At 30.6% G+C, this 19943-nt stretch carries 16 protein-coding genes; 14 read left to right on the forward strand and 2 right to left on the reverse strand.

The window, feature by feature from the left end; genetic code table 11:
• Window positions 1-51 precede the first annotated feature (51 nt).
• The 5 genes from ACZ5B9_RS05975 to ACZ5B9_RS05995 are packed head-to-tail and all read left to right on the forward strand — an operon-like array spanning window position 52 to window position 5158.
• A complete protein-coding gene (locus ACZ5B9_RS05975; RefSeq protein WP_464423774.1) occupies window positions 52-1050 on the forward strand; it encodes a V-type ATP synthase subunit C in 999 nt (332 codons plus the stop codon).
• Window positions 1043-1351: a V-type ATP synthase subunit F gene (locus ACZ5B9_RS05980; protein WP_006803742.1), complete on the forward strand. Its 309-nt coding sequence runs from the start codon at window positions 1043-1045 to the stop codon at window positions 1349-1351. Before ACZ5B9_RS05975 ends, ACZ5B9_RS05980 begins: the two co-directional genes overlap by 8 nt.
• A gap of 17 nt (window positions 1352-1368) precedes the next feature.
• Window positions 1369-3144, forward strand: coding sequence for a V-type ATP synthase subunit A (locus tag ACZ5B9_RS05985; protein WP_464423775.1), 1776 nt, complete (start codon window positions 1369-1371; stop codon window positions 3142-3144).
• Window positions 3137-4516, forward strand: coding sequence for a V-type ATP synthase subunit B (locus tag ACZ5B9_RS05990; protein WP_015769015.1), 1380 nt, complete (start codon window positions 3137-3139; stop codon window positions 4514-4516). Before ACZ5B9_RS05985 ends, ACZ5B9_RS05990 begins: the two co-directional genes overlap by 8 nt.
• A gap of 3 nt (window positions 4517-4519) precedes the next feature.
• Window positions 4520-5158 carry a V-type ATP synthase subunit D gene (locus ACZ5B9_RS05995; protein WP_464423776.1) on the forward strand — a complete coding sequence of 213 codons (639 nt, stop codon included), beginning with the start codon at window positions 4520-4522 and terminating at the stop codon, window positions 5156-5158.
• Window positions 5159-5196: 38 nt separating this feature from the next.
• On the opposite strand, the gene ytvI is transcribed toward ACZ5B9_RS05995, so the two are convergent.
• A complete protein-coding gene (ytvI, locus tag ACZ5B9_RS06000) occupies window positions 5197-6345 on the reverse strand; it encodes a sporulation integral membrane protein YtvI (RefSeq protein ID WP_464423777.1) in 1149 nt (382 codons plus the stop codon).
• A gap of 270 nt (window positions 6346-6615) precedes the next feature.
• On the reverse strand, window positions 6616-8379 hold the full coding sequence (locus ACZ5B9_RS06005) for a glycoside hydrolase family 13 protein (RefSeq protein ID WP_464423778.1): 1764 nt from the start codon (window positions 8377-8379) through the stop codon (window positions 6616-6618).
• A gap of 380 nt (window positions 8380-8759) precedes the next feature.
• Between ACZ5B9_RS06005 and ACZ5B9_RS06010 the strand changes: the two genes are divergently transcribed.
• The 9 genes from ACZ5B9_RS06010 to ACZ5B9_RS06050 all read left to right on the forward strand — a co-directional run bounded on the left by ACZ5B9_RS06010 (window position 8760) and on the right by ACZ5B9_RS06050 (window position 19897).
• Window positions 8760-10037 carry a TolC family protein gene (locus tag ACZ5B9_RS06010; protein ID WP_464423779.1) on the forward strand — a complete coding sequence of 426 codons (1278 nt, stop codon included), beginning with the start codon at window positions 8760-8762 and terminating at the stop codon, window positions 10035-10037.
• Window positions 10038-10087: 50 nt separating this feature from the next.
• On the forward strand, window positions 10088-11443 hold the full coding sequence (locus ACZ5B9_RS06015) for an efflux RND transporter periplasmic adaptor subunit (protein WP_464423780.1): 1356 nt from the start codon (window positions 10088-10090) through the stop codon (window positions 11441-11443).
• A gap of 27 nt (window positions 11444-11470) precedes the next feature.
• Complete coding sequence (locus tag ACZ5B9_RS06020) at window positions 11471-12163, forward strand: ABC transporter ATP-binding protein (RefSeq protein WP_315287515.1); 693 nt, start codon at window positions 11471-11473, stop codon at window positions 12161-12163.
• Between the two features lie 5 nt (window positions 12164-12168).
• Window positions 12169-13380, forward strand: coding sequence for an ABC transporter permease (locus ACZ5B9_RS06025; protein WP_071124671.1), 1212 nt, complete (start codon window positions 12169-12171; stop codon window positions 13378-13380).
• A gap of 167 nt (window positions 13381-13547) precedes the next feature.
• The gene (nspC, locus tag ACZ5B9_RS06030; protein WP_464423781.1) at window positions 13548-14735 is read left to right on the forward strand and encodes a carboxynorspermidine decarboxylase; all 1188 of its coding nucleotides are present in this window, start codon (window positions 13548-13550) and stop codon (window positions 14733-14735) included.
• A gap of 241 nt (window positions 14736-14976) precedes the next feature.
• Entirely contained in the window at window positions 14977-16959 is a 1983-nt protein-coding gene (locus ACZ5B9_RS06035; RefSeq protein ID WP_464423782.1) for a tetratricopeptide repeat protein, read from the forward strand.
• Between the two features lie 2 nt (window positions 16960-16961).
• The gene (locus ACZ5B9_RS06040; protein WP_464423783.1) at window positions 16962-17618 is read left to right on the forward strand and encodes a hypothetical protein; all 657 of its coding nucleotides are present in this window, start codon (window positions 16962-16964) and stop codon (window positions 17616-17618) included.
• Window positions 17619-17653: 35 nt separating this feature from the next.
• Window positions 17654-18619, forward strand: a complete 966-nt coding sequence (locus ACZ5B9_RS06045; protein ID WP_464423784.1) for an N-acetylmuramoyl-L-alanine amidase — start codon at window positions 17654-17656, stop codon at window positions 18617-18619.
• Between the two features lie 72 nt (window positions 18620-18691).
• Window positions 18692-19897, forward strand: a complete 1206-nt coding sequence (locus ACZ5B9_RS06050; protein ID WP_464423785.1) for a pyridoxal phosphate-dependent aminotransferase — start codon at window positions 18692-18694, stop codon at window positions 19895-19897.
• The last annotated feature ends 46 nt before the right edge of the window (window positions 19898-19943 follow it).

Consider the following 19943-nt stretch of genomic DNA (forward strand, 5'->3'; position numbering starts at 1 on the left):
TACAAAATAAATTTTATAATTAACTGGAATTTGTAAACAAGGGAGAAAAAAATGGATAGAATGGATTACGGACAAAGTGTCGTAACTATTAGAGTACTTGAAAAGAGGCTTTTGACTAGAAATAGGCTGGAACGTATGATAGAAGCCGAAACTCCCGAAGAAGTGCTAAAATTATTGGGAGAAACGGAATATTCTCAAGATATGGCTGATATTCACGGCAGTCAAGATTATGAAACAATACTGAAAAGAGAAACAGAGCGTGTTTTTTCCATTGTAAGAAGTATGGTTAAAAACACTGCAATTGTTGATATTTTATCTCTTAAATATGATTATCATAATCTAAAGGTGTTATTAAAAAGTAAAATAACAGGAAAAGATTTTTCAAGTTTGCTTATGCAAGCTGGGACAATTGATGCTGGGAAGTTTAAGACAAAATTTGATTTGCAAAGTCATGATTTGCCACAAGAAATTCTAGATGCAATTAACGAAGTGCAGAAGGACTTTGAAGAAAATCATGATCCACAAAGAATTGATATACTCGTAGATAAACATTATTTTAAAAATTTATCAAGACTATCAAGAGAAATTGATGTGAAAGTTATTACTGATTATGTTGAAGGACTGATTGATTTTCAAAATATGATAACTTTATTTAGAGTGAAAAAACAAAATCGTGATGCAAGATTTTTGGAAACTGTTATTTTTGAAGGTGGGACAATTTCAAAAAATAAAATTGTTGAGTCAATAAATGACAATACAGATACTATTTTGAATAAGTTCAAGAAGGAAAAATTGGGAATATATCTAACAAAAGGACTAGAAGTATTTAGTGAAACAAAAAGATTATCAGAATTTGAAAAAATTTCTGATAATTACTTGATGGAATTAAATAAAGAGTCAAAATATGTTGTATTTGGACCAGAGCCATTATTTACATATCTAGTTGCAAAAGAGCGTGAAATTAATGCAATAAGAATGATAATGGTAAGTAAGATAAATAATATAAGTTCGGATAAAATAAGAGAAAGGTTGCGTGAAACTTATGCATAAAATAGGTGTAGTTGGAGATAAAGATTCTATTTTATCATTTAAAGCATTGGGAATTGACGTGTATCCAGTTATTACAAAAGAAGAGGCAAGAAGTACAATAGATGAAATGGCAAGTAATAACTATGGTATTATCTTTGTAACAGAGCAAGTTGCAGTTATGATAGAAAGTACTATTGAAAGATACAATCGTGAAGTGCTTCCAGCTGTTATTTTGATTCCGAATAATCAAGGAAGTCTGGGAATAGGGCTTAAAAAGATAGATGAGTACGTTGAAAAAGCGATAGGATCTAATATATTTTAGATGAAAGGAGAAATTCATTGAAAACAGGAAGAATAATAAAAGTATCTGGACCTCTTGTTGTTGCAGAAGGTATGGAAAATGCCAATGTATATGATGTGGTAAGAGTTTCAGAGAAAAAGTTGATAGGTGAAATTATTGAAATGAGAGGCGATCAGGCTTCTATTCAAGTATATGAAGAAACATCTGGAATTGGTCCAGGAGAAGAGGTTTTTACAACTGGAGAGCCTTTGAGTGTTGAATTGGGACCTGGACTTATTGAAGCGATGTTTGATGGAATTCAGCGTCCACTAAAGGAATATCAGGAAATAGCAGGAGATTTTTTGGATAAAGGGGTAGAAGTAAATCCTTTAAATAGAGATAAAAAATGGGAATTTGAGCCTGTTTTATCTACTGGAGCAGAAGTTGAAACTGGAGATATTCTGGGAACAGTTCAGGAAACTTCTGTTGTAAGCCATAAAATTATGGTTCCAGCAGGAATTAAAGGAACTTTGAAAACTATTAAAAGTGGAAGCTACACAGTAGTTGATACAATCGCAGTTATTGAAACAGAAAAAGGTGAATTGATAGAAGTTCAAATGATGCAAAAATGGCCAGTAAGACGTGGAAGAAAATACAAGCAGAAATTAAATCCAGAAGCGCCACTAATTACAGGACAAAGAGTAATTGATACATTCTTTCCTGTAACTAAAGGTGGAACTGCATGTGTACCAGGACCTTTTGGATCTGGAAAAACAGTTGTACAGCACCAAATGGCTAAATGGGCAGATGCTGAAATTATAGTTTATGTAGGATGTGGAGAACGTGGAAATGAGATGACCGATGTTCTTATGGAATTTCCAGAAATAATAGATCCAAAAACAGGACAATCACTAATGAAAAGAACTGTACTTATAGCAAATACTTCAAATATGCCAGTTGCAGCCAGAGAAGCTAGTATTTATACTGGAATCACAATTGCAGAATATTTTAGGGATATGGGATACTCTGTGGCAATAATGGCGGATTCCACTTCAAGATGGGCAGAAGCTCTTAGGGAAATGTCTGGACGGCTTGAAGAAATGCCGGGAGATGAAGGATACCCAGCGTATCTAGGTTCAAGAGCTGCTGAGTTTTATGAAAGAGCGGGGAAAGTAATTTGTCTTGGACAAGATGGAAGAGAAGGAGCACTTACAGTTATCGGAGCAGTTTCTCCTCCAGGTGGAGATATTTCAGAGCCAGTATCTCAGGCTACACTTCGTATTGTTAAGGTATTCTGGGGATTAGATGCCAATCTGGCGTATAGACGTCACTTCCCAGCAATTAACTGGTTAAATTCATACTCATTGTATCAAGGAAAAGTGGATAATTGGATGGATCAGAATGTAGGACCGAAATTTTCTAAAAATAGAGCACGTGCAATTTCATTATTACAAGAAGAAAACAGTCTACAGGAAATAGTTAGACTGGTTGGTAAGGATACTTTGTCAGAAAAAGATCAGCTTAAACTGGAAATTGCAAAATCTATAAGGGAAGATTACTTGCAGCAAAATGCGTTTATGGAGTCAGATACTTATACTTCGCTTGAAAAACAGGATAAAATGCTTGATATAGTATTGAAATTCTATGATGAGGGATTAAGAGGACTTGAAAATGGAGCTTATTTAAATGAAATCGTTGCAATGCCTGTAAGAGAAAGAATCGCAAGAGCAAAATATTTACCTGAGGCAGAGTTAGGTAAAATTGAAGAAATAGCAAAAGAGTTGGAAAAAGAAATTGATGAACTTGTAAATAAAGGAGGTGTAGCAAATGCTTAAGGAATACAAAACTATTAAGGAAATAGTAGGGCCGTTGATGGTTGTTGAAGGTGTTGAAGGAATAAAATACGAGGAACTTGTTGAAATTGAAACACAAAATGGAGAGCTTCGTCGTGGACGTGTACTTGAAGTAAATGGCGATAAGGCAGTAGTACAGCTATTTGAAAATTCAGCTGGAATTAATTTAAAGGATTCAAAAGTAAGATTTTTGGGTAGACCTTTGTCGCTTGGAGTATCAGAAGATATGATAGGGCGTGTATTTGATGGGTTGGGACGACCAAAAGATAATGGACCAAAAATAATTCCTGAAAAAACATTGGATATAAATGGAACGGCTATAAATCCAGTTGCACGTGATTATCCGTCAGAATTTATTCAAACAGGAGTTTCTGCGATTGATGGCTTAAATACCCTTGTTAGAGGGCAAAAATTACCAATTTTCTCTGGTTCAGGGCTTCCACATGCAGAATTAGCGCTTCAAATTGCAAGACAGGCAAAAGTTTTGGGAACAGATTCAAAATTTGCAGTGGTGTTTGGAGCGATTGGAATTACGTTTGAAGAAGCTCAGACGTTTACGGAAGACTTTATAAAAACTGGAGCAATAGATAGGGCAGTATTGTTTATGAATTTGGCTAACGATCCTGCAATTGAGCGTCTGTCTACACCAAAAATGGCACTTACTTGTGCAGAATACTTGGCATTTGAAAAAGGAATGCACGTACTTGTAATTTTGACTGACTTGACTAACTATTGTGAAGCGTTAAGGGAAGTTTCGGCAGCAAGAAAAGAAGTTCCTGGAAGAAGAGGATACCCTGGATACTTGTATACTGACTTATCCACAATTTATGAAAGAGCAGGAAGAATCAAAGGGCGTGAAGGTTCAATTACGCAAATACCAATTTTGACAATGCCAGAAGATGATAAGACACATCCGATTCCAGATTTGACTGGATATATTACAGAGGGGCAAATAATCTTGTCAAGAGATTTATACAAACAGAACTTAATGCCTCCAATAAATGTTTTACCATCACTTTCAAGATTGAAGGATAAAGGAATTGGAAAAGGAAAAACTAGAGAAGATCATGCAGATACAATGAACCAATTATTTGCAGCTTATGCAACTGGTAAGGAAGCAAAGGAACTGGCTGTAATTCTAGGGGAATCAGCATTATCTGAAACTGATAAAGCGTTTGTTAAATTTACAACTGCATTTGAGGAACAATACGTAGCTCAAGGATTTGATAACAACAGAACTATTGAAGACACTTTAAATTTAGGATGGGATTTACTAAAAATATTACCAAGAACAGAGTTGAAAAGAATTAGAGACGAATATTTGGAAAAATATTTGCCTGCAGGAGATGAATAGACTATGGCAAGATTAAATGTAAATCCTACAAGAATGGAGCTGAGCCGTTTAAAGATACGTCTAAAAACTGCTAAAAGTGGACATAAACTGTTAAAGGACAAGCAAGATGAACTTATGCGTCAATTTATTATTTTAATAAAACAGAATAGAAAATTACGTGAAGAAGTGGAAGGAAAATTACAAAATTCATTTAAGGATTTTTTACTTGCAAGAGGAGTAATGTCTGATGAAATGCTTGAAAATGCTATTGCATATTCGGAAGATAAACTTTTAGCAGATATAAAAACTAAAAATGTAATGAGCGTAATTGTTCCAACAATGACTTTTAATAGAGATATGGAAAATCCAGAAGTATCTTATCCTTATGGATATGCTCAAACATCTGCTGATTTAGATGATGCTGTTGATGGCTTGAATCGAGTAATGAAAGACTTGCTGGAACTGGCAGAAATCGAAAAGGCATGTCAGCTTATGGCAGATGAAGTGGAAAAAACAAGACGGCGTGTAAACGCACTGGAATATATGACAATTCCACAGCTTGAAGAAACAATCCGTTATATTCAGATGAAACTTGATGAAAATGAAAGATCAAGCATCACAAGGCTTATGAAAGTTAAGGATATGATGGCTGAAAAAGCATAAAATTATAAATTTATTTTGAAATAAAAAAATAGAGTCGCTTAATTGCGGCTCTTTTTATTTTCTTTATGTATTTTGTTTTGAATATTGTCAGACGAATCACCAAAAATATCCCTAAAAAATCCAACTTCCAATTCTCTTGAAAATACATTTTTTAAAATAATCATTACAACAGGTCCTATTAGAAATCCAATTACTCCAAAAATTTTAAAACCTGAATACATTGAAATCAGTGTGATTAATGGATGAACTCCCAAGTTTTGACTTACTAATTTTGGCTCTAGCATTTGTCTCACTGATAAAACAAATAGATAGATTATTATTAGCATAATTCCTAATTTAATATCACCTAAAGCAAAAGAAATTATAGCCCATGGGATTAAAATTGTTCCTGCTCCTAAAATTGGTAAAGCATCAATTAGACAAATTATAATTGACATTAGTAAAGGATAAGGAACGTTTAATTTTAGGAATGATAACAAGTTTAACCATATCAAAAGTTCAAAAAAACAAATTGTCATTAAGATAATCTGAGCTTTTATATAAGAGCCAAGAACTGTAAACATGTCTGTTTTAATATTAAAAACCTTATCTAGCCAAGATTTTGGCAATTGTTGTTCTAAAAAAATTACAATTTCATCTCTGTCAAGGCTTATGAAGAAAGTCGCTAAAATTGTTATGCAAATATATAAAATCAACGTCGGAATAGAAGTGATAAAATTTATCAATCCCTTTATAAATATTCCAAGCCGTGCAGAACCTGATGAAATAAAGCTGTTTATAGTATCATTTACCTGTCTTGTAAAACCTGAGGGGAAATTTCCTAAGTAAGTATCGATTTTTGTCATATTGTCAGACCATAGTTTTTGTGCCATCTCGCTGTAATTGTTAAGATTTTGTGATAATTTGTAGATTTCACTTATTAACTTTAATGACCCCCATCCAATTGCTCCAAAAAATATAATTAAAAATGTTACAATTGAAATTATTGTTGAAAGCTTTTTTGATAATTTCAATTTTTTTTCTAAAAATCTTGTAAATGGACGTGTTAAGATTGACAAAAATAATGCTATTGTGAATGGAAATAAAAATATTCCTAGCTTAAAAGCTATAAACACCACTAGCAAAATTAAAGCAATATATACAAGAAAATATAATTTTTTGAAGTCAAAATTTTTGTAACTTGCCATAATAAAATACTCCTTTTCTTAACTTGATAATTTATTTTATAGATTATTATATAATAAATGCGTGAAATTGTAAATCTATATTTTCAATAGAATTTATGTTGAATTTTAACGACCAAAAAATATAAATTAACAATTCGCAACGGTTCGCAACAGTCTAAATTTGTTTTGTAAGTTAGATAAATATGATAGATTATAAAATAAAATCCTCTCATGCAAGAGGAATTTTCTAAAATTTGATTAAAATTGATAAATCTAAAACTTAAGTTTGGTTTAAAGCAGCTGTACTAGAAAAGTATCAGGTTCAAGGAGAACAGCGTTATCTTCGGGAATAAGCTTAGAATTAGTTAAAAGAGTTTTCCTTATCTTTGCTAATTTAATAATATTACTTGTGTTATTATAGCTTATAGTAAGCTTAAAATTATTATAATTAATTGTAACTTGCAAAATATTATTTTCAAGGATTTCAATGTTTCGTTTTCCATAAATAATCCAGTTTATGTACTCTTTTCTTAAAGCAATCAATTTCTTAATAAAATTTTTCATTTCTGTATCTTGCTTATTTTCATCCCAAGGCATAACTCGACGGCAATCAGGATCTGAACTACCTTTCATACCGACTTCAGTACCATAATAAATACATGGAGATCCTAAATGCAGGAACGTAAAGGCTAGTGCAGATTTAACGGCATTATGATTTTCTTTGGCTGTAGTGAGGATACGCTCGGTATCGTGGGAGTCAAGCATATTTAACATAACTTCATTAGTTTGTTGACGATAATACATAAGTTGGCTGTTAATCTGATTCTTAAATTCTTCTGCTGAAAGTGTCTTTGTTAGAAAATAATTTTTTATACTAGCAGCAAGAGGATAATTTGTTACAGCGTGAAATTCATCACCATTTAGCCACGTATGTGAATTGTGCCAGATTTCTCCGAGTATGTAAATATCTGGTTTAATAGCTGTTACTGTGTTATGAAAATCTTTCCAAAATTGATGTTCAACCTCATTTGCCACATCTAGCCGCCATGCATCAATATTAAATTCTTTTATCCAATAAGTTGCAATATCGAGCAGGTATTGTCTAACTTCAGGATTTGAAGTATTTAGTTTAGGAAGTTTTGGACTAAATTTAAAGGTGTCGTAATTTAAGTAATGATGAATATCTGGAATTTTTTCTGTGTTTGTATAAACTGGGAAACTGTGAATGTAAAACCAGTCACGGTAAATGGAATTTTCTGCATTTTTTATAACATCGTGCCATTGTGCTGAATGATTTCCAATATGGTTAAAAACAGCATCAAGCATAATTTTCATATTTCGTTTATGAGCTTCTTCAATTAATTTTCTGAAAATTTCTTTATCTCCGAAATGCTTATCAATTTCAAAATAATTGACAGTGTCGTATTTATGATTACTTGGAGCTTCAAATACAGGGCAGAAATAAAGACCTGTAATACCCAAATCTTGTAAATAGTCAAGTTTTTGGAGTATCCCATACAAATCACCACCAAAAAAATCATCGTGCTTAGGCGAAATATCTGTATCCCAAGCCAAGCTGTTTATGGGAGAAATTTCAGGATTTCCATTAGCAAAACGCTCTGGAAAAATTTGATACCATACAGTTTCTCGAACCCACTTAGGCACTTTTACCCTATCAGAATCATGTAAATATGGTGTTTTAAAACTATTTGCCCCAGCTTGGTACTGATATGGCTGATTTTCAACAACTCCCATATCACCAAAAAATACTTTTTCCCCATCTGTGCCTATTATTTCAAATAAATATGAAATCCGACGATAATCAACTTTTACACTGGCTTGCCAGTAATCGTGACAAAGATCGCTTGTAATTATTGACATTGAAATATGATACTGATAATCTTGCGTAAAGTCAAATAGAGCTGTATCTCCATAGTGAAGTATTACTTGAGCAACATCGTTCTTTTTAGTTCTTAGTCTAATGTGAATTTCATCTTCTGTATAAAGGTAGGCGTATTCAGATTCAGTTCTATGATAAAATGCGGATTTTTCCATTAAATCATCCTCCAATTTATATTATTTAATTTGTGTTGTTATTTTTTATTAAAAAATAATTATAAATGTTATTTATCTTATAAAAGTATATCATTTTATTTATTATATTTCAATCTTTTAAAAATTAAGTTTGTTTAATAATTTTATCTTAAAATCACTAATTTAAATACTAAAAGATTATAGAATTTGATAAATTAGATTGTTAAACAAATTTAGTACTTAAAAATATAAAAAAATAATCGATTCATTTTAAGGTTAATTAAATAAAAAATTTAAAAAAATGACATAAATTTGTCAAAAAAAAATGATATTCTATGAAATAGGTGTTATAATAAATCTTGATAAAAATAAGCTGTTCATTCTAGAGGGAAGGAGATTACATGGTTAAGATATTTTTGAATTTTAAAAATAGAAAAATACAGGTTTTATCAGCATTATTCACGTTTAGTGTAGTAGGGTTTGCAGTTAATGTGGATGACTTGATTTCTGAGTATGAAAAAAATTCGTATACGACAAAAATTAATGAAAAAAATATGAGAAAGTTTGATATAAAGGATAAGGCTTTAAAAAATGGGGAGTGGAATGAAGTTAGTGTAACTTCGGATAATAATTATACATTACACGGAGTAGCAAATGGTCTAACTATGCAAAATAATGTAAAGTATGGGATGTTTTATTATAGGAATGCATATAATTTTAGAAGCAGTGAACTTACAGAAAATAAAATTGGTATTTCTAAAACTTTGAATGATTATTTTGGGTATAGTGATGTTAATTATAATAAAAAAACCAATCAAATTTCACGAAATATACAGAAAATTAGCAATGAAACTACAAAAAATTCAGAAATACGTGATTTGATAGATTTATACAAAAATTATAAAAATAAGCAGAAAGAAATTGAGCAGGAAGCACTTACGTTAGAAGATACTAAAAAAGATTATGCTATTCAGACTAAAAAATTGGAACTGGGGACGGCGACGCAGTATGACTATGAGCTGGCAAAAACAGAATATGAAAATTCTCAGCTCAAATATGAAAATCTTGGACGGGAACTGCAGGTTCTAGGGGAACGGTTTACAGTTTACAATGTTGCTTTGCCTGAAAAAGAGAAACTTGATGACTTGAAAAAAGTTGAGCTGAAAAAGGATGATTTCTATGCTCTTAGATTATCAGAAGCTGAAACAATAGAATTGAATTCACAGCTGAACAATGAACAGTTAAGAAAGGAAAATATTGACTATAAGTATCCTAAATTATCAGGAGATATTGGATATTCGTTAAAGGATCATTCTGTTGTTGTTGGGTTATCTGTGTCAAAAACTTTCAAAATACACAATGATACTCTTGAGGATTTGAAGAATGAAGCAGATAAATTAAAACTGCAGTATGAACAGAAAAAAAATGAGCTAGTGTCAAATGCTGGACAGCAGATGATAACTTACACAACTTACCAGACAAATGAGTTAACAGCACAAAATACAATGAATATTAAGAAAAAAGAATATGAAATTTATGCTAAGAAATACGAACTGGGAGTTGACACATATTCTAACTACGTGGAAAAGCGGAATAACTATAAAAAAGCTGTAATAGACTATGAAACCGCCAAAAATGAACTTGCGGCATTTACTAAAAAAATAAAATATTATAAATAGAGATTATTAATGTAAAAAATAAAAACAAAAATTAGGAAAGCGGTGATTTTGTGGAAATAAATACAGAATTTTCTGAAATAGTTAAAACTATTGAATCAAAGAGGAAAAAGTCAAAAAAGAAAAATTATTTTTATAAATTTATGACAATATTTGCTGTAATATTGTTTGCTGCAGTTTCATGTGGAAAAAAAGAAGCTGAACCTGAATATGAAGTGACAACTGTTGATAGGGGAGATATTTCGCTATCAGTTTCAAAAAATGGACAAGTTGTATCAGATAATGCGGTTTCAGTATTTACGACTTCAAGCCAAAGAGTAAACAAAGTGTTCTTTAAAAAAGGGGATAATGTGAAAAAAGGCGATGTAGTTCTGACATTTTATCCAGTTGACAAAAATGAGACTTTGAGAAAAATACAAATGAAAAATTTAGAAATTAAAAAATATGAAAGAAATTTGGTTGATGCTCAAGGATCACTTAGAAGAAAGAAAGAGTCTAAAAGTTTGGAAATTCAGCAAAAATCAAGAGATTTACATAATGCTGAAGAATTGTATAAAGTTGGTGGAGAAACACGGGTTAATGTAGACAATGCAAGAAAAGATCTAAGAAATTCAAGGCTGGATTTGGATACGGTTGACAGTGAGCAGAAGGCCAGCATTGAAGATGCGAGAACATCATTAAAGACAGCAAAATTAGAACTGGCTACATTGCAGGAAGATCTGTCGCTTATAAAAGATGAAATAACAAGTCCAGTTGATGGTGTTATTACAGAAATGACTGCAGATGAAAATTACCGTGTAAATACTGAAACGACTTTGTTTAAAGTATCGGATTCAACAAACATGAGGGTAGAGGTAAGCCTTTCAGACAATGAGGTAAAAAATATTCAAGTTGGACAAAGAGTTGAGATTACTTCAGATTCATTGCCGGACGGAGAGAAAATAGAAGGATCTGTTTTGCAAATTTCTGGAGTGGCTGAAAAAAGCTCAACACTTGATGAAAGTAATACTACTGTAAAAATCCAAATAAATGAAACTAAAGGTTTAAAACCAGGTGCTACAATAACGGCAACAATTTTTTACAAGGAAAGTAAAAATGTAACAAAACTGCCATATAGCTCTGTTATCAATGAAAATGGTAAATATTACGCTTTTATTGTAGGAAAAGATAACAAAGTTTCAAAACGGGAAATTAAAATTGGAATAAACGATGATTCTTTTTATGCTGTAGAAACAGGAGTATCAGTAGGAGAAAGAGTAATTACTGTTGCGGATGAAAGATTGAAAGACGGACAAAAAATAAAAATTGCAGATCCGTCAAAACAGAAAGTAGCTCCTAATGGTGTAATATTTAAGGAAGAAAAACAAACAGGAAAAGGTGGAGGACCTGGTGGACCACCACCAAGATAGAAAAATAAACTTTAGAGGTAAATTTTTATGATAAAAGTGAGCGATATAGTAAAAATATATAAAAATGGAAACATGGAATTAAAGGTTTTGAAAGGATTGAATCTTTCTGTAAGTGAAGGGGAATATGTGGCTTTTATGGGACCGTCTGGAAGTGGAAAATCTACCCTTATGAATATTTTGGGCTGTCTTGACAGCCTTACATCTGGAACTTATATTTTAGATAATCAAGATGTTTCGACTATAAAAGGAAATGCTCTTGCTGAAATAAGAAATAAAAAAATAGGTTTTGTATTTCAAACTTTTAATTTATTGCCTAAAATGACTGCTTTAGAGAATGTGGCTTTGCCAGCTTTGTATGCCGGAGTAAAAAAAGCTGAAAGACTAAAAAAGGCAACAGAGGCACTAGAAAGTGTTGGACTTGGTGAAAGAATTCATCATAAACCTAATGAAATGTCAGGAGGTCAAAGACAAAGGGTTGCAATTGCAAGGGCAATAATAAATAATCCAAAAATCCTTTTGGCAGATGAGCCAACTGGAAATCTGGATTCAAAATCTGGGGAAGAAGTTTTGGAAATTTTTAAAAAACTGAATGATAATGGAACAACGATAGTAATGGTTACACATGAGGAAGATGTGGCAGAGCATTGTAAAAGAATTATTAGATTAAAAGACGGTGTAATAGAAAAGGATGAAATTGTTCAGCATCGGAGAGGAGTGTAGTGTAAATGGATTTTATGGAATTACTAAAATTATCAGTATCAAATTTATTTAGCTATAAGGTACGTTCCTTCTTGACAATGCTTGGAATAATAATCGGTATATCTTCAGTTATAATGATGTCTTCATTAGGAGCGGGAGTTAAAGAAAATATTACTGGAGATTTGAATAAACTTGGAGTGTCAAATTTTGAAGTGTCAATTGACACTTCTCCGGGGCAGACTTATAAGTCGCAAGATTTGCTGACACCTAAGGATATTAAAGAATTAAAGAATATAGAAGGTGTTGAAGCAGTTACTCCAACTTCCAGCACTTTTGCAAGATTATCTACAAATGATGGTTCAGATAAGATGTTTACTGGAACGGGAGTCACAGAAGATTATTTTAAAATTTCTGATTACACAATAATAAAAGGAAGGAAATTTTTGCCAAATGAATACAGAAAAGATGGGAAATATGTAATAATAGATAACATAACAGCCGATCAACTATTTGCGGGTGAAAATCCTATAGGAAAGAAGTTGACTTTAAATTTTAGAAAAAATAGTCAAACTGTAACAATTGTTGGAGTGTTTAAAAATCCTTATGCAAGTCTGGGAGGTGGTGCTCAAATGCCTGCAATGGGACTTCTTCCTAATAATTATTTAAACCATTTGGAAGGAAATGAGCAGAATAAATACACTGCTCTTCAGATAAAGACTACGGATGCTAATGAAATGAGCAGAATAATGGAAGTTGTAAAAGAAAAGCTAAAAACAAGAGGGAGTGAGCCTAATGTTTATAATGTAAATTCAACAAGTCAAGGGCTAGATGAATTTAACAATATTCTTAATATGCTTTCACTTTTTATAAGTGGAGTTGCTGCTATTTCATTATTTGTAGGCGGGATAGGAGTTATGAATATAATGCTTGTAAGTGTTACCGAGAGAATAAGAGAAGTTGGACTTAGAAAGGCGATTGGAGCGAAAACAGGGCATATTCTTATTCAGTTTCTTATAGAAGCAGTTATTTTGACATTTTTTGGAGGTATAATTGGAGTTGTAATTGGGTATTCGTTAGCACTTTTGGTTGGAATGTTTATACAAACTTCGCCAATTTTAAGTCCAGTTATAGTATTTGTGTGCATACTGGTGTCTACAATGATAGGATTAATTTTTGGAGTTTATCCAGCGAAAAAAGCCGCGGCATTGGAGCCAATGGAAGCACTGAGAACAGATTAGAATTATGTTTAAATAAAAATAAAAATTGATTATCTTAAAATATTAAATTAGGATAATCTTTTTTTATAGATTTTGAGAAAAGTGTGATATAATAAGGAATAAATTTTAGAGATATTTAAATTATAATATTAATAAAAAGTGTAAAGTATAAAAGGAGATGATAAAAAATGTCAAAAAATAAGTATCTTGATATGGATATAACAAATTTGCCAACACCAGCGTTTATAGTTGATGAAAGGCTGTTAAAAAGAAATCTTGAAACATTAAAAAGTGTAATTGATAGAACAGGATGTAAAATATTACTTGCACAAAAGGGATTTTCAATGTTTTATTTCTATCCGTTAATTAGTAAATATTTAAATGGAACGACTGCAAGCTCACTATTTGAGGCAAGACTTGGGTATGAGGAAATGGAGTTAAAAAATTCTGGTAGAAAATTGGAAACTCATATTTTTAATCCGTCTTACAGGGATGATGAGTTTGATGAAATAATGGAAATAACAAATCATATTGTTTTTAATTCTTTCAATCAATGGAAAAAATTTAAAAGTAAAGTAAAGGAATTTGAAGAAAAAAATGGTAAGAAAATTAGTTGTGGACTTAGATTAAATCCAGAATTTTCAGAAGTTGAAACTGAGATTTATAATCCAGCGGGAAGATTTTCGAGATTCGGAGTAACACTTGAAAATTTTAAGGAAGATGAGCTTGAAGGATTGGATGGATTTCATTTTCACGCACTTTGTGAACAAAATTCGGATGCTCTTGAAAATGTATTAAAAATTTTTGAAGAAAAATTTGGAAAATATTTACATAATATGAAATGGATTAATTTCGGTGGAGGACATCACATTACAAGAGAAGATTATGATATTGAAAAACTTGTAAAATGTATAAATTATATAAAAGAAAAATATGATGTGGAAGTGTATTTGGAGCCAGGAGAAGCAGTTGCCTTGAATACAGGATTTTTAGTTTCAGAAGTTTTAGATATTACAAAAAATGAGATGGATATATTGTTAATGGATACTTCAGCTTCATGCCATATGCCTGATGTAATCGAAATGCCATACCGTCCATTTATTTTCGGATCAGGAATGCCAAATGAGAAGAAATACACTTATAGATTGGGAGGGCCTACTTGCCTTGCTGGAGATGTAATTGGAGATTATTCCTTTGATAATCCTGTAAAAGTGGGAGATAAGCTTATTTTTACTGATATGGCACATTACAGCATGGTGAAGACGAATACTTTTAATGGGATAAATTTGCCTGTGATTGCAGTTTATACAGAAAAAGGTGGAGTTGAGGTCATTAGAAAATTTGAATATGAAGACTTTAGGAATAGGTTATCTTAATCATTTTGTTTAAAAGAGTTAAATAATCAATATTTTGTGTAAATTTTTCAAAAAGTAATTTTTAATTTTTTCATCTTTACTCCGTTGTATTTTTATCTTATCTGTGATAAAATTAGTATAGTTGAAAATGGATAAGTTTTAATTTAAACCATATTTAAGTAAAGGATACAATATAGAACTATTTTTAAAAATAGATTGAAAAAGAAATTGTAGCAAAAAGTTATTTTAGATAGGAGGATATATGGGGATTTTTGATTTTTTTAAATCTTCTGATAAGAGGAAAAATAAGGAAATAAATGAAAATAATATAAATACTAATGTTAATCAACCCAACCGTCAAATTAGAAGAGAAATTTACGATATTGTAAATAATGAATCAGAAGTTATGGAAAATAATAATTATTCAGATGATTTTAAGGAAATTTCTTATTACGATGAATTTGGAAAAGAATTTAAAATGCCTAAAAAGGACTGGCTTAATAAGAAATTATATCCAGCTGTAAGAAAAAACTGGAGTAATATGGACGGATTATATCCTATAATACAGGATGCTTTTTCAAAAGAAGTTTATCCTGAAATAAAAGAAGCTGTGTTAAGATTTTATGCGGCTGATGAAGATTTTGAAAGAAAACTAATTTTGCTTGGAACTTATCATGTGAGAACGGGAGCTTATCAAAATGCTGTTGAGCTTTATGAAAAAAATCTAAATATTAATAATATGACAGAAGGACTTTGTATAGCTTATGCTGAAGCCTTGGAACTTTGTGGACGTGCTGCAGATTCTGAAAAAAAATATTATGAAGCCTTGGAAATAAATCCAAATTCTGCAATAGCATTCAAAAAATATTTTGATATTGTGAAAAAAAGAAGCAGTAGCGAATATGAAAACAAAATGGAAAAATTGTCTGCAATAAGAGGAAACTGGCGGGCAAAAATGATGCAAGCGGTTGTTTATTTCAAAAAAGGCGATAAGGAAACTGGAAATTATTTTTTGATAACGGCTTTGAAAGAGTCTGGATATAATTCAGAAGTAATGTATATTACATCAAGTATTTATATTTTGAACGAACTTTATGATGAATTTAAGCAATACGTATTGGCATATTATAATCCTGAAAATCATAATGCCCACACTGCTTTAAATGTACTAAAATATTATAAAGTAAAAGATATGTATAAAGAGGGATTAGAACTTTGTAAATTTACTTCAAAATTTCCTTGGATTGAGCATTACAAAAAATTTATGTACTATGAGGATTATTTTTGGAAGTTAAAAGTGAAAGCAGAAAATAAAGATAAACAGGAGAAAACAGCAAATCGATTTTTTTCAACAAATAAACCTCTTTGGTATTATGAATTCAATCATCCTGAATTTATGTTGAACCAAAATAGACGTGTAAAACCAAATATTCTTATTTTGGCATTTACATCAATTGGAGAAAAATCAGAATTGGCTGAAAATCTTGCGATTTCTCTGCCTTTATATTTAAATGAAAATTTACATTATAAGACAAACTTAAATTATCAGTTGGCAATTGCTTATAATAATGAAAATCTTTTTGTATCTAAAAAACGTTACAGTACAGATTATATGAAACTAATAAGACAACAGAACAATAATTTAAATTTTGTATTGGCTGGGAATATTTTAAAAATGCCGAATGTTGAAAAATATGAAATTGAAATTTATTTATACGATACTTTTAATGAACAAAAGTCAAGTTTGATTAATAAAATTTATGATGAAAACACGATTTATAATGTTCAAAATGATTTATTAAAATCAGTAAGCAGTTTTTTTGAAAGAGATTTTGCGATAAAATATGAAAAAAATATGAATAACCTAGTTTTATTTTCACCAAAAATGAAATTTTTGATTCAAAGCAAAGTTCATAAGGAGCATCAATCGTGGCGATACAAAAAATTACTTTCTGATCAGATTGATGTGGTGCTTGAAGATAGAAATAATGACTTGAAGAAAATCAACTTGTTAGAACTTTTGTATGAAATAAAGCAAACAAACAGTCAATTATTAAAATTTCAAAAACCAATTATTTATAGTATGAATATTCACGGAATATTTGAAACACAGACATTAAAAATACTTGCACCAATCATATTTAAAATATATGATGATGATGTTAATTTTCAAGCAAATATAGAAGCATTGAATATTACAGACTCAAATTATTTGAGCTGGATAAATAAATTTTCGGGAGAATAACTATGTTTTTTTATTATAAAAAAATATTGGCAATAATAGTATCATTCTTTTACATTTTTGTAAATTACAATTTCTATAATTCTATTTACCATGAATACACAAATGCCAAAATTTTTCATATAACATTATGGCTTGGAATTGTAGAGGTATTTTTTTGGATTATGTTGCTTTATTCGGTTTTTTATCTAGAGAACAAAAGTATTAGTAATGATTCAAATGGAAAAAGTCGAGAAACTGTTGAATTGGAAGAAAAAAAGGATATACGTGATTTACTAATCTGTTTTGCATTATTTTTAATAAGTTTAATTTGCGTAAATATTTCACGTGTTATCTTACAAAGTTCTCCGTATATGAACGATGTTGTATCAACAGTAAATTCGTATGTTTTGTTTTTTGGTGGAACAAGAGTCTTATTTATTTTTTCAGCAATAGTATTCGGTTTTATTGCATGGAGCAGAAGAAATATGTTTTTATTTATCATATCATTATTAAATGGAGTAGTTTCGGTAATGATCTGGTTAGACTTTGATGGAAATATTACCGCTATTATGAGAATTATTATTGCTATTTTAGCAATTGGTTATTATATTTTTTTAAAGAATATTATAAAATACAGTTTTAAACAAACTGATAATCCAAAACTTGAAAATGCTAAATAATTTAATGAAATAGAATATAAGGAGGACTAAGTATAATGAAAAAAAATATAACAAAATTATTATTACTAACGTCAATTTTGTCAATTGGAAGTATTTTGAATGCTCACAATAAAGACGTTTCAAACGATGTTAAAAAACCACCAATAAATATACGTATTGATGAAAATGGACAAGTAATGAAAGATCAGACAGGTAATAATAACAGTAGTAGAAATAATAACAATCAGTCTGGAAGAGGTGGCACACAAACAATTAAAAATTCAGCAGGTTCAATAACAGTTGATTCTTCTTACACTTCAACAGGGCAAAATTATAGACAAAGATTTATAATTTTACATTATACAGCGATGAATAGAGAAGGGTCACTTAAAGCATTGACAACCAACGAAGTGAGTGCTCATTATTTAATATCAGATCAAAAAAATGATCCAGTATACTATTTAGTGGATGAAAATAAAAGAGCATGGCATGCTGGAGTAAGTGAGTGGAAAACCAGTAAAAATCTAAATGATAGTTCAATTGGAATTGAAATTGTTAATAATGGAAATGTAAGTGGAAATTTCGAGCCATTTAGAGATTTTCAGATTAAGGAAGTCGCTGTTCTTGTAAAATATTTGGCAGATAAATATGAAATTCCGGCAACGAATATTTTGGGACATTCAGACATTGCTCCTCAAAGAAAGCCTGATCCAGGTCCATTATTCCCATGGGAAGATTTGTATAGAAAACATAACATAGGAATGTGGTATGATAATGATAAAAAATCATTTTACGAAACTGAATATTCAAGTACTTGGAACACATTACCAGCTGCGACTGTACAAGCAGAATTTAATAAATTTGGATATACAATTAGTGCAACTGGAAAATGGGATGAGCAAACTAAAAATGTAATAAAAGCATTCCAATATCATTTTAGACCGTCTAAGTATGATGGAAAACTTGATTTGGAAACTTATGCGATCTTAAAAGCATTAAATGATAAATATAATAGTAAATAATTAATCAAGGGGTAATTTACCCCTTTTTAAAAATTAAATTTTAAAAAATTACATAAGGAAGGAAATTACAATATGAAAAAATTTTCAAAAAGAGTTTTAGAAATGCACTATTCACCAATTAGAAAATTAGTGCCATATATTGACGAAGCAAACAGATCTGGTGTGAAAGTATATCAATTACATATAGGGCAGCCTGATGTAGAAACACCAGATACATTCTTTGAAGGATTAAATAATTATAAGGAAAAAATTGTTAAATATACAAATTCGGCAGGGATTATTGAATTGAGAGAATCATTTTCAAAATCTTATGCAAAAGTTGGAATTGATATTTTGCCTGAAGATATATTGATTACTCAAGGTGGAAGTGAGGCTATTCAAATTACATTGCAGACAATTTGCAATCCAGGAGATGAAGTTTTAGTCCCTGAACCATATTACACAAATTATGACAGTTTTTTGAGAATTGCCGACGCAAAGTTAGTTCCAATTGAAACATCTATTGAAAATCATTATCATTTGCCAGAAAGGGAAGAAATTGAAAAATTAATCACTCCAAAAACAAAGGCAATAATGTTTTCAAATCCAAGCAATCCTACTGGAATTGTTTTCAAAACAGAAGAAATGGAGTTAATTAGGGATATTGCGATAAAACATGATTTATATATTATTACTGATGAAGTTTACAGACAGTTTATTTACGATGAAGAAATTGAGAAAAGTTATCAGTCGTTTATGTCAATAAAAGAAATTGAAGACAGAGTGATTTTAGTTGACAGTATTTCAAAACACTATAGTGCATGTGGGGCAAGAATAGGAGTTATTGCTTCTAAAAATAAAGACTTTTTAGCACAAGCGCTAAAATTCTGTCAAGCAAGACTATCAGTATCGACAATTGAGCAATATGCAAGTACAAACTTAATTAATACGTTAGATACTTACATTGACAATACAAAATTAGAATACAAAGTAAGACGTGATATGATTTATAATAATATCATAAAAATACCAGGAGTTGTAACATATAAGCCAAGCAGCGCATTATACTTAATCGCAGAACTTCCAGTAGATGATATTGAAAAATTTGCAATCTGGCTATTGACTGAATTTAGATATGAAAATCAAACATTATCGTTTGCACCAGGACCTGGATTTTATACAACGCCAGGAAAAGGTACGAAGGAAGCTAGATTTTCGTTTTGTACACATAACTTGATTGAAATTGAAAATGGAATGAAAGTGTTGAAAAAGGCGCTGGAAGAGTATAATAAAAAATAGTTTTTAAAATTTTAGTAGACTTGTTTAATAATTCAAAATGCTTGAT

Source organism: Leptotrichia sp. SK-5 (genome assembly GCF_055387215.1).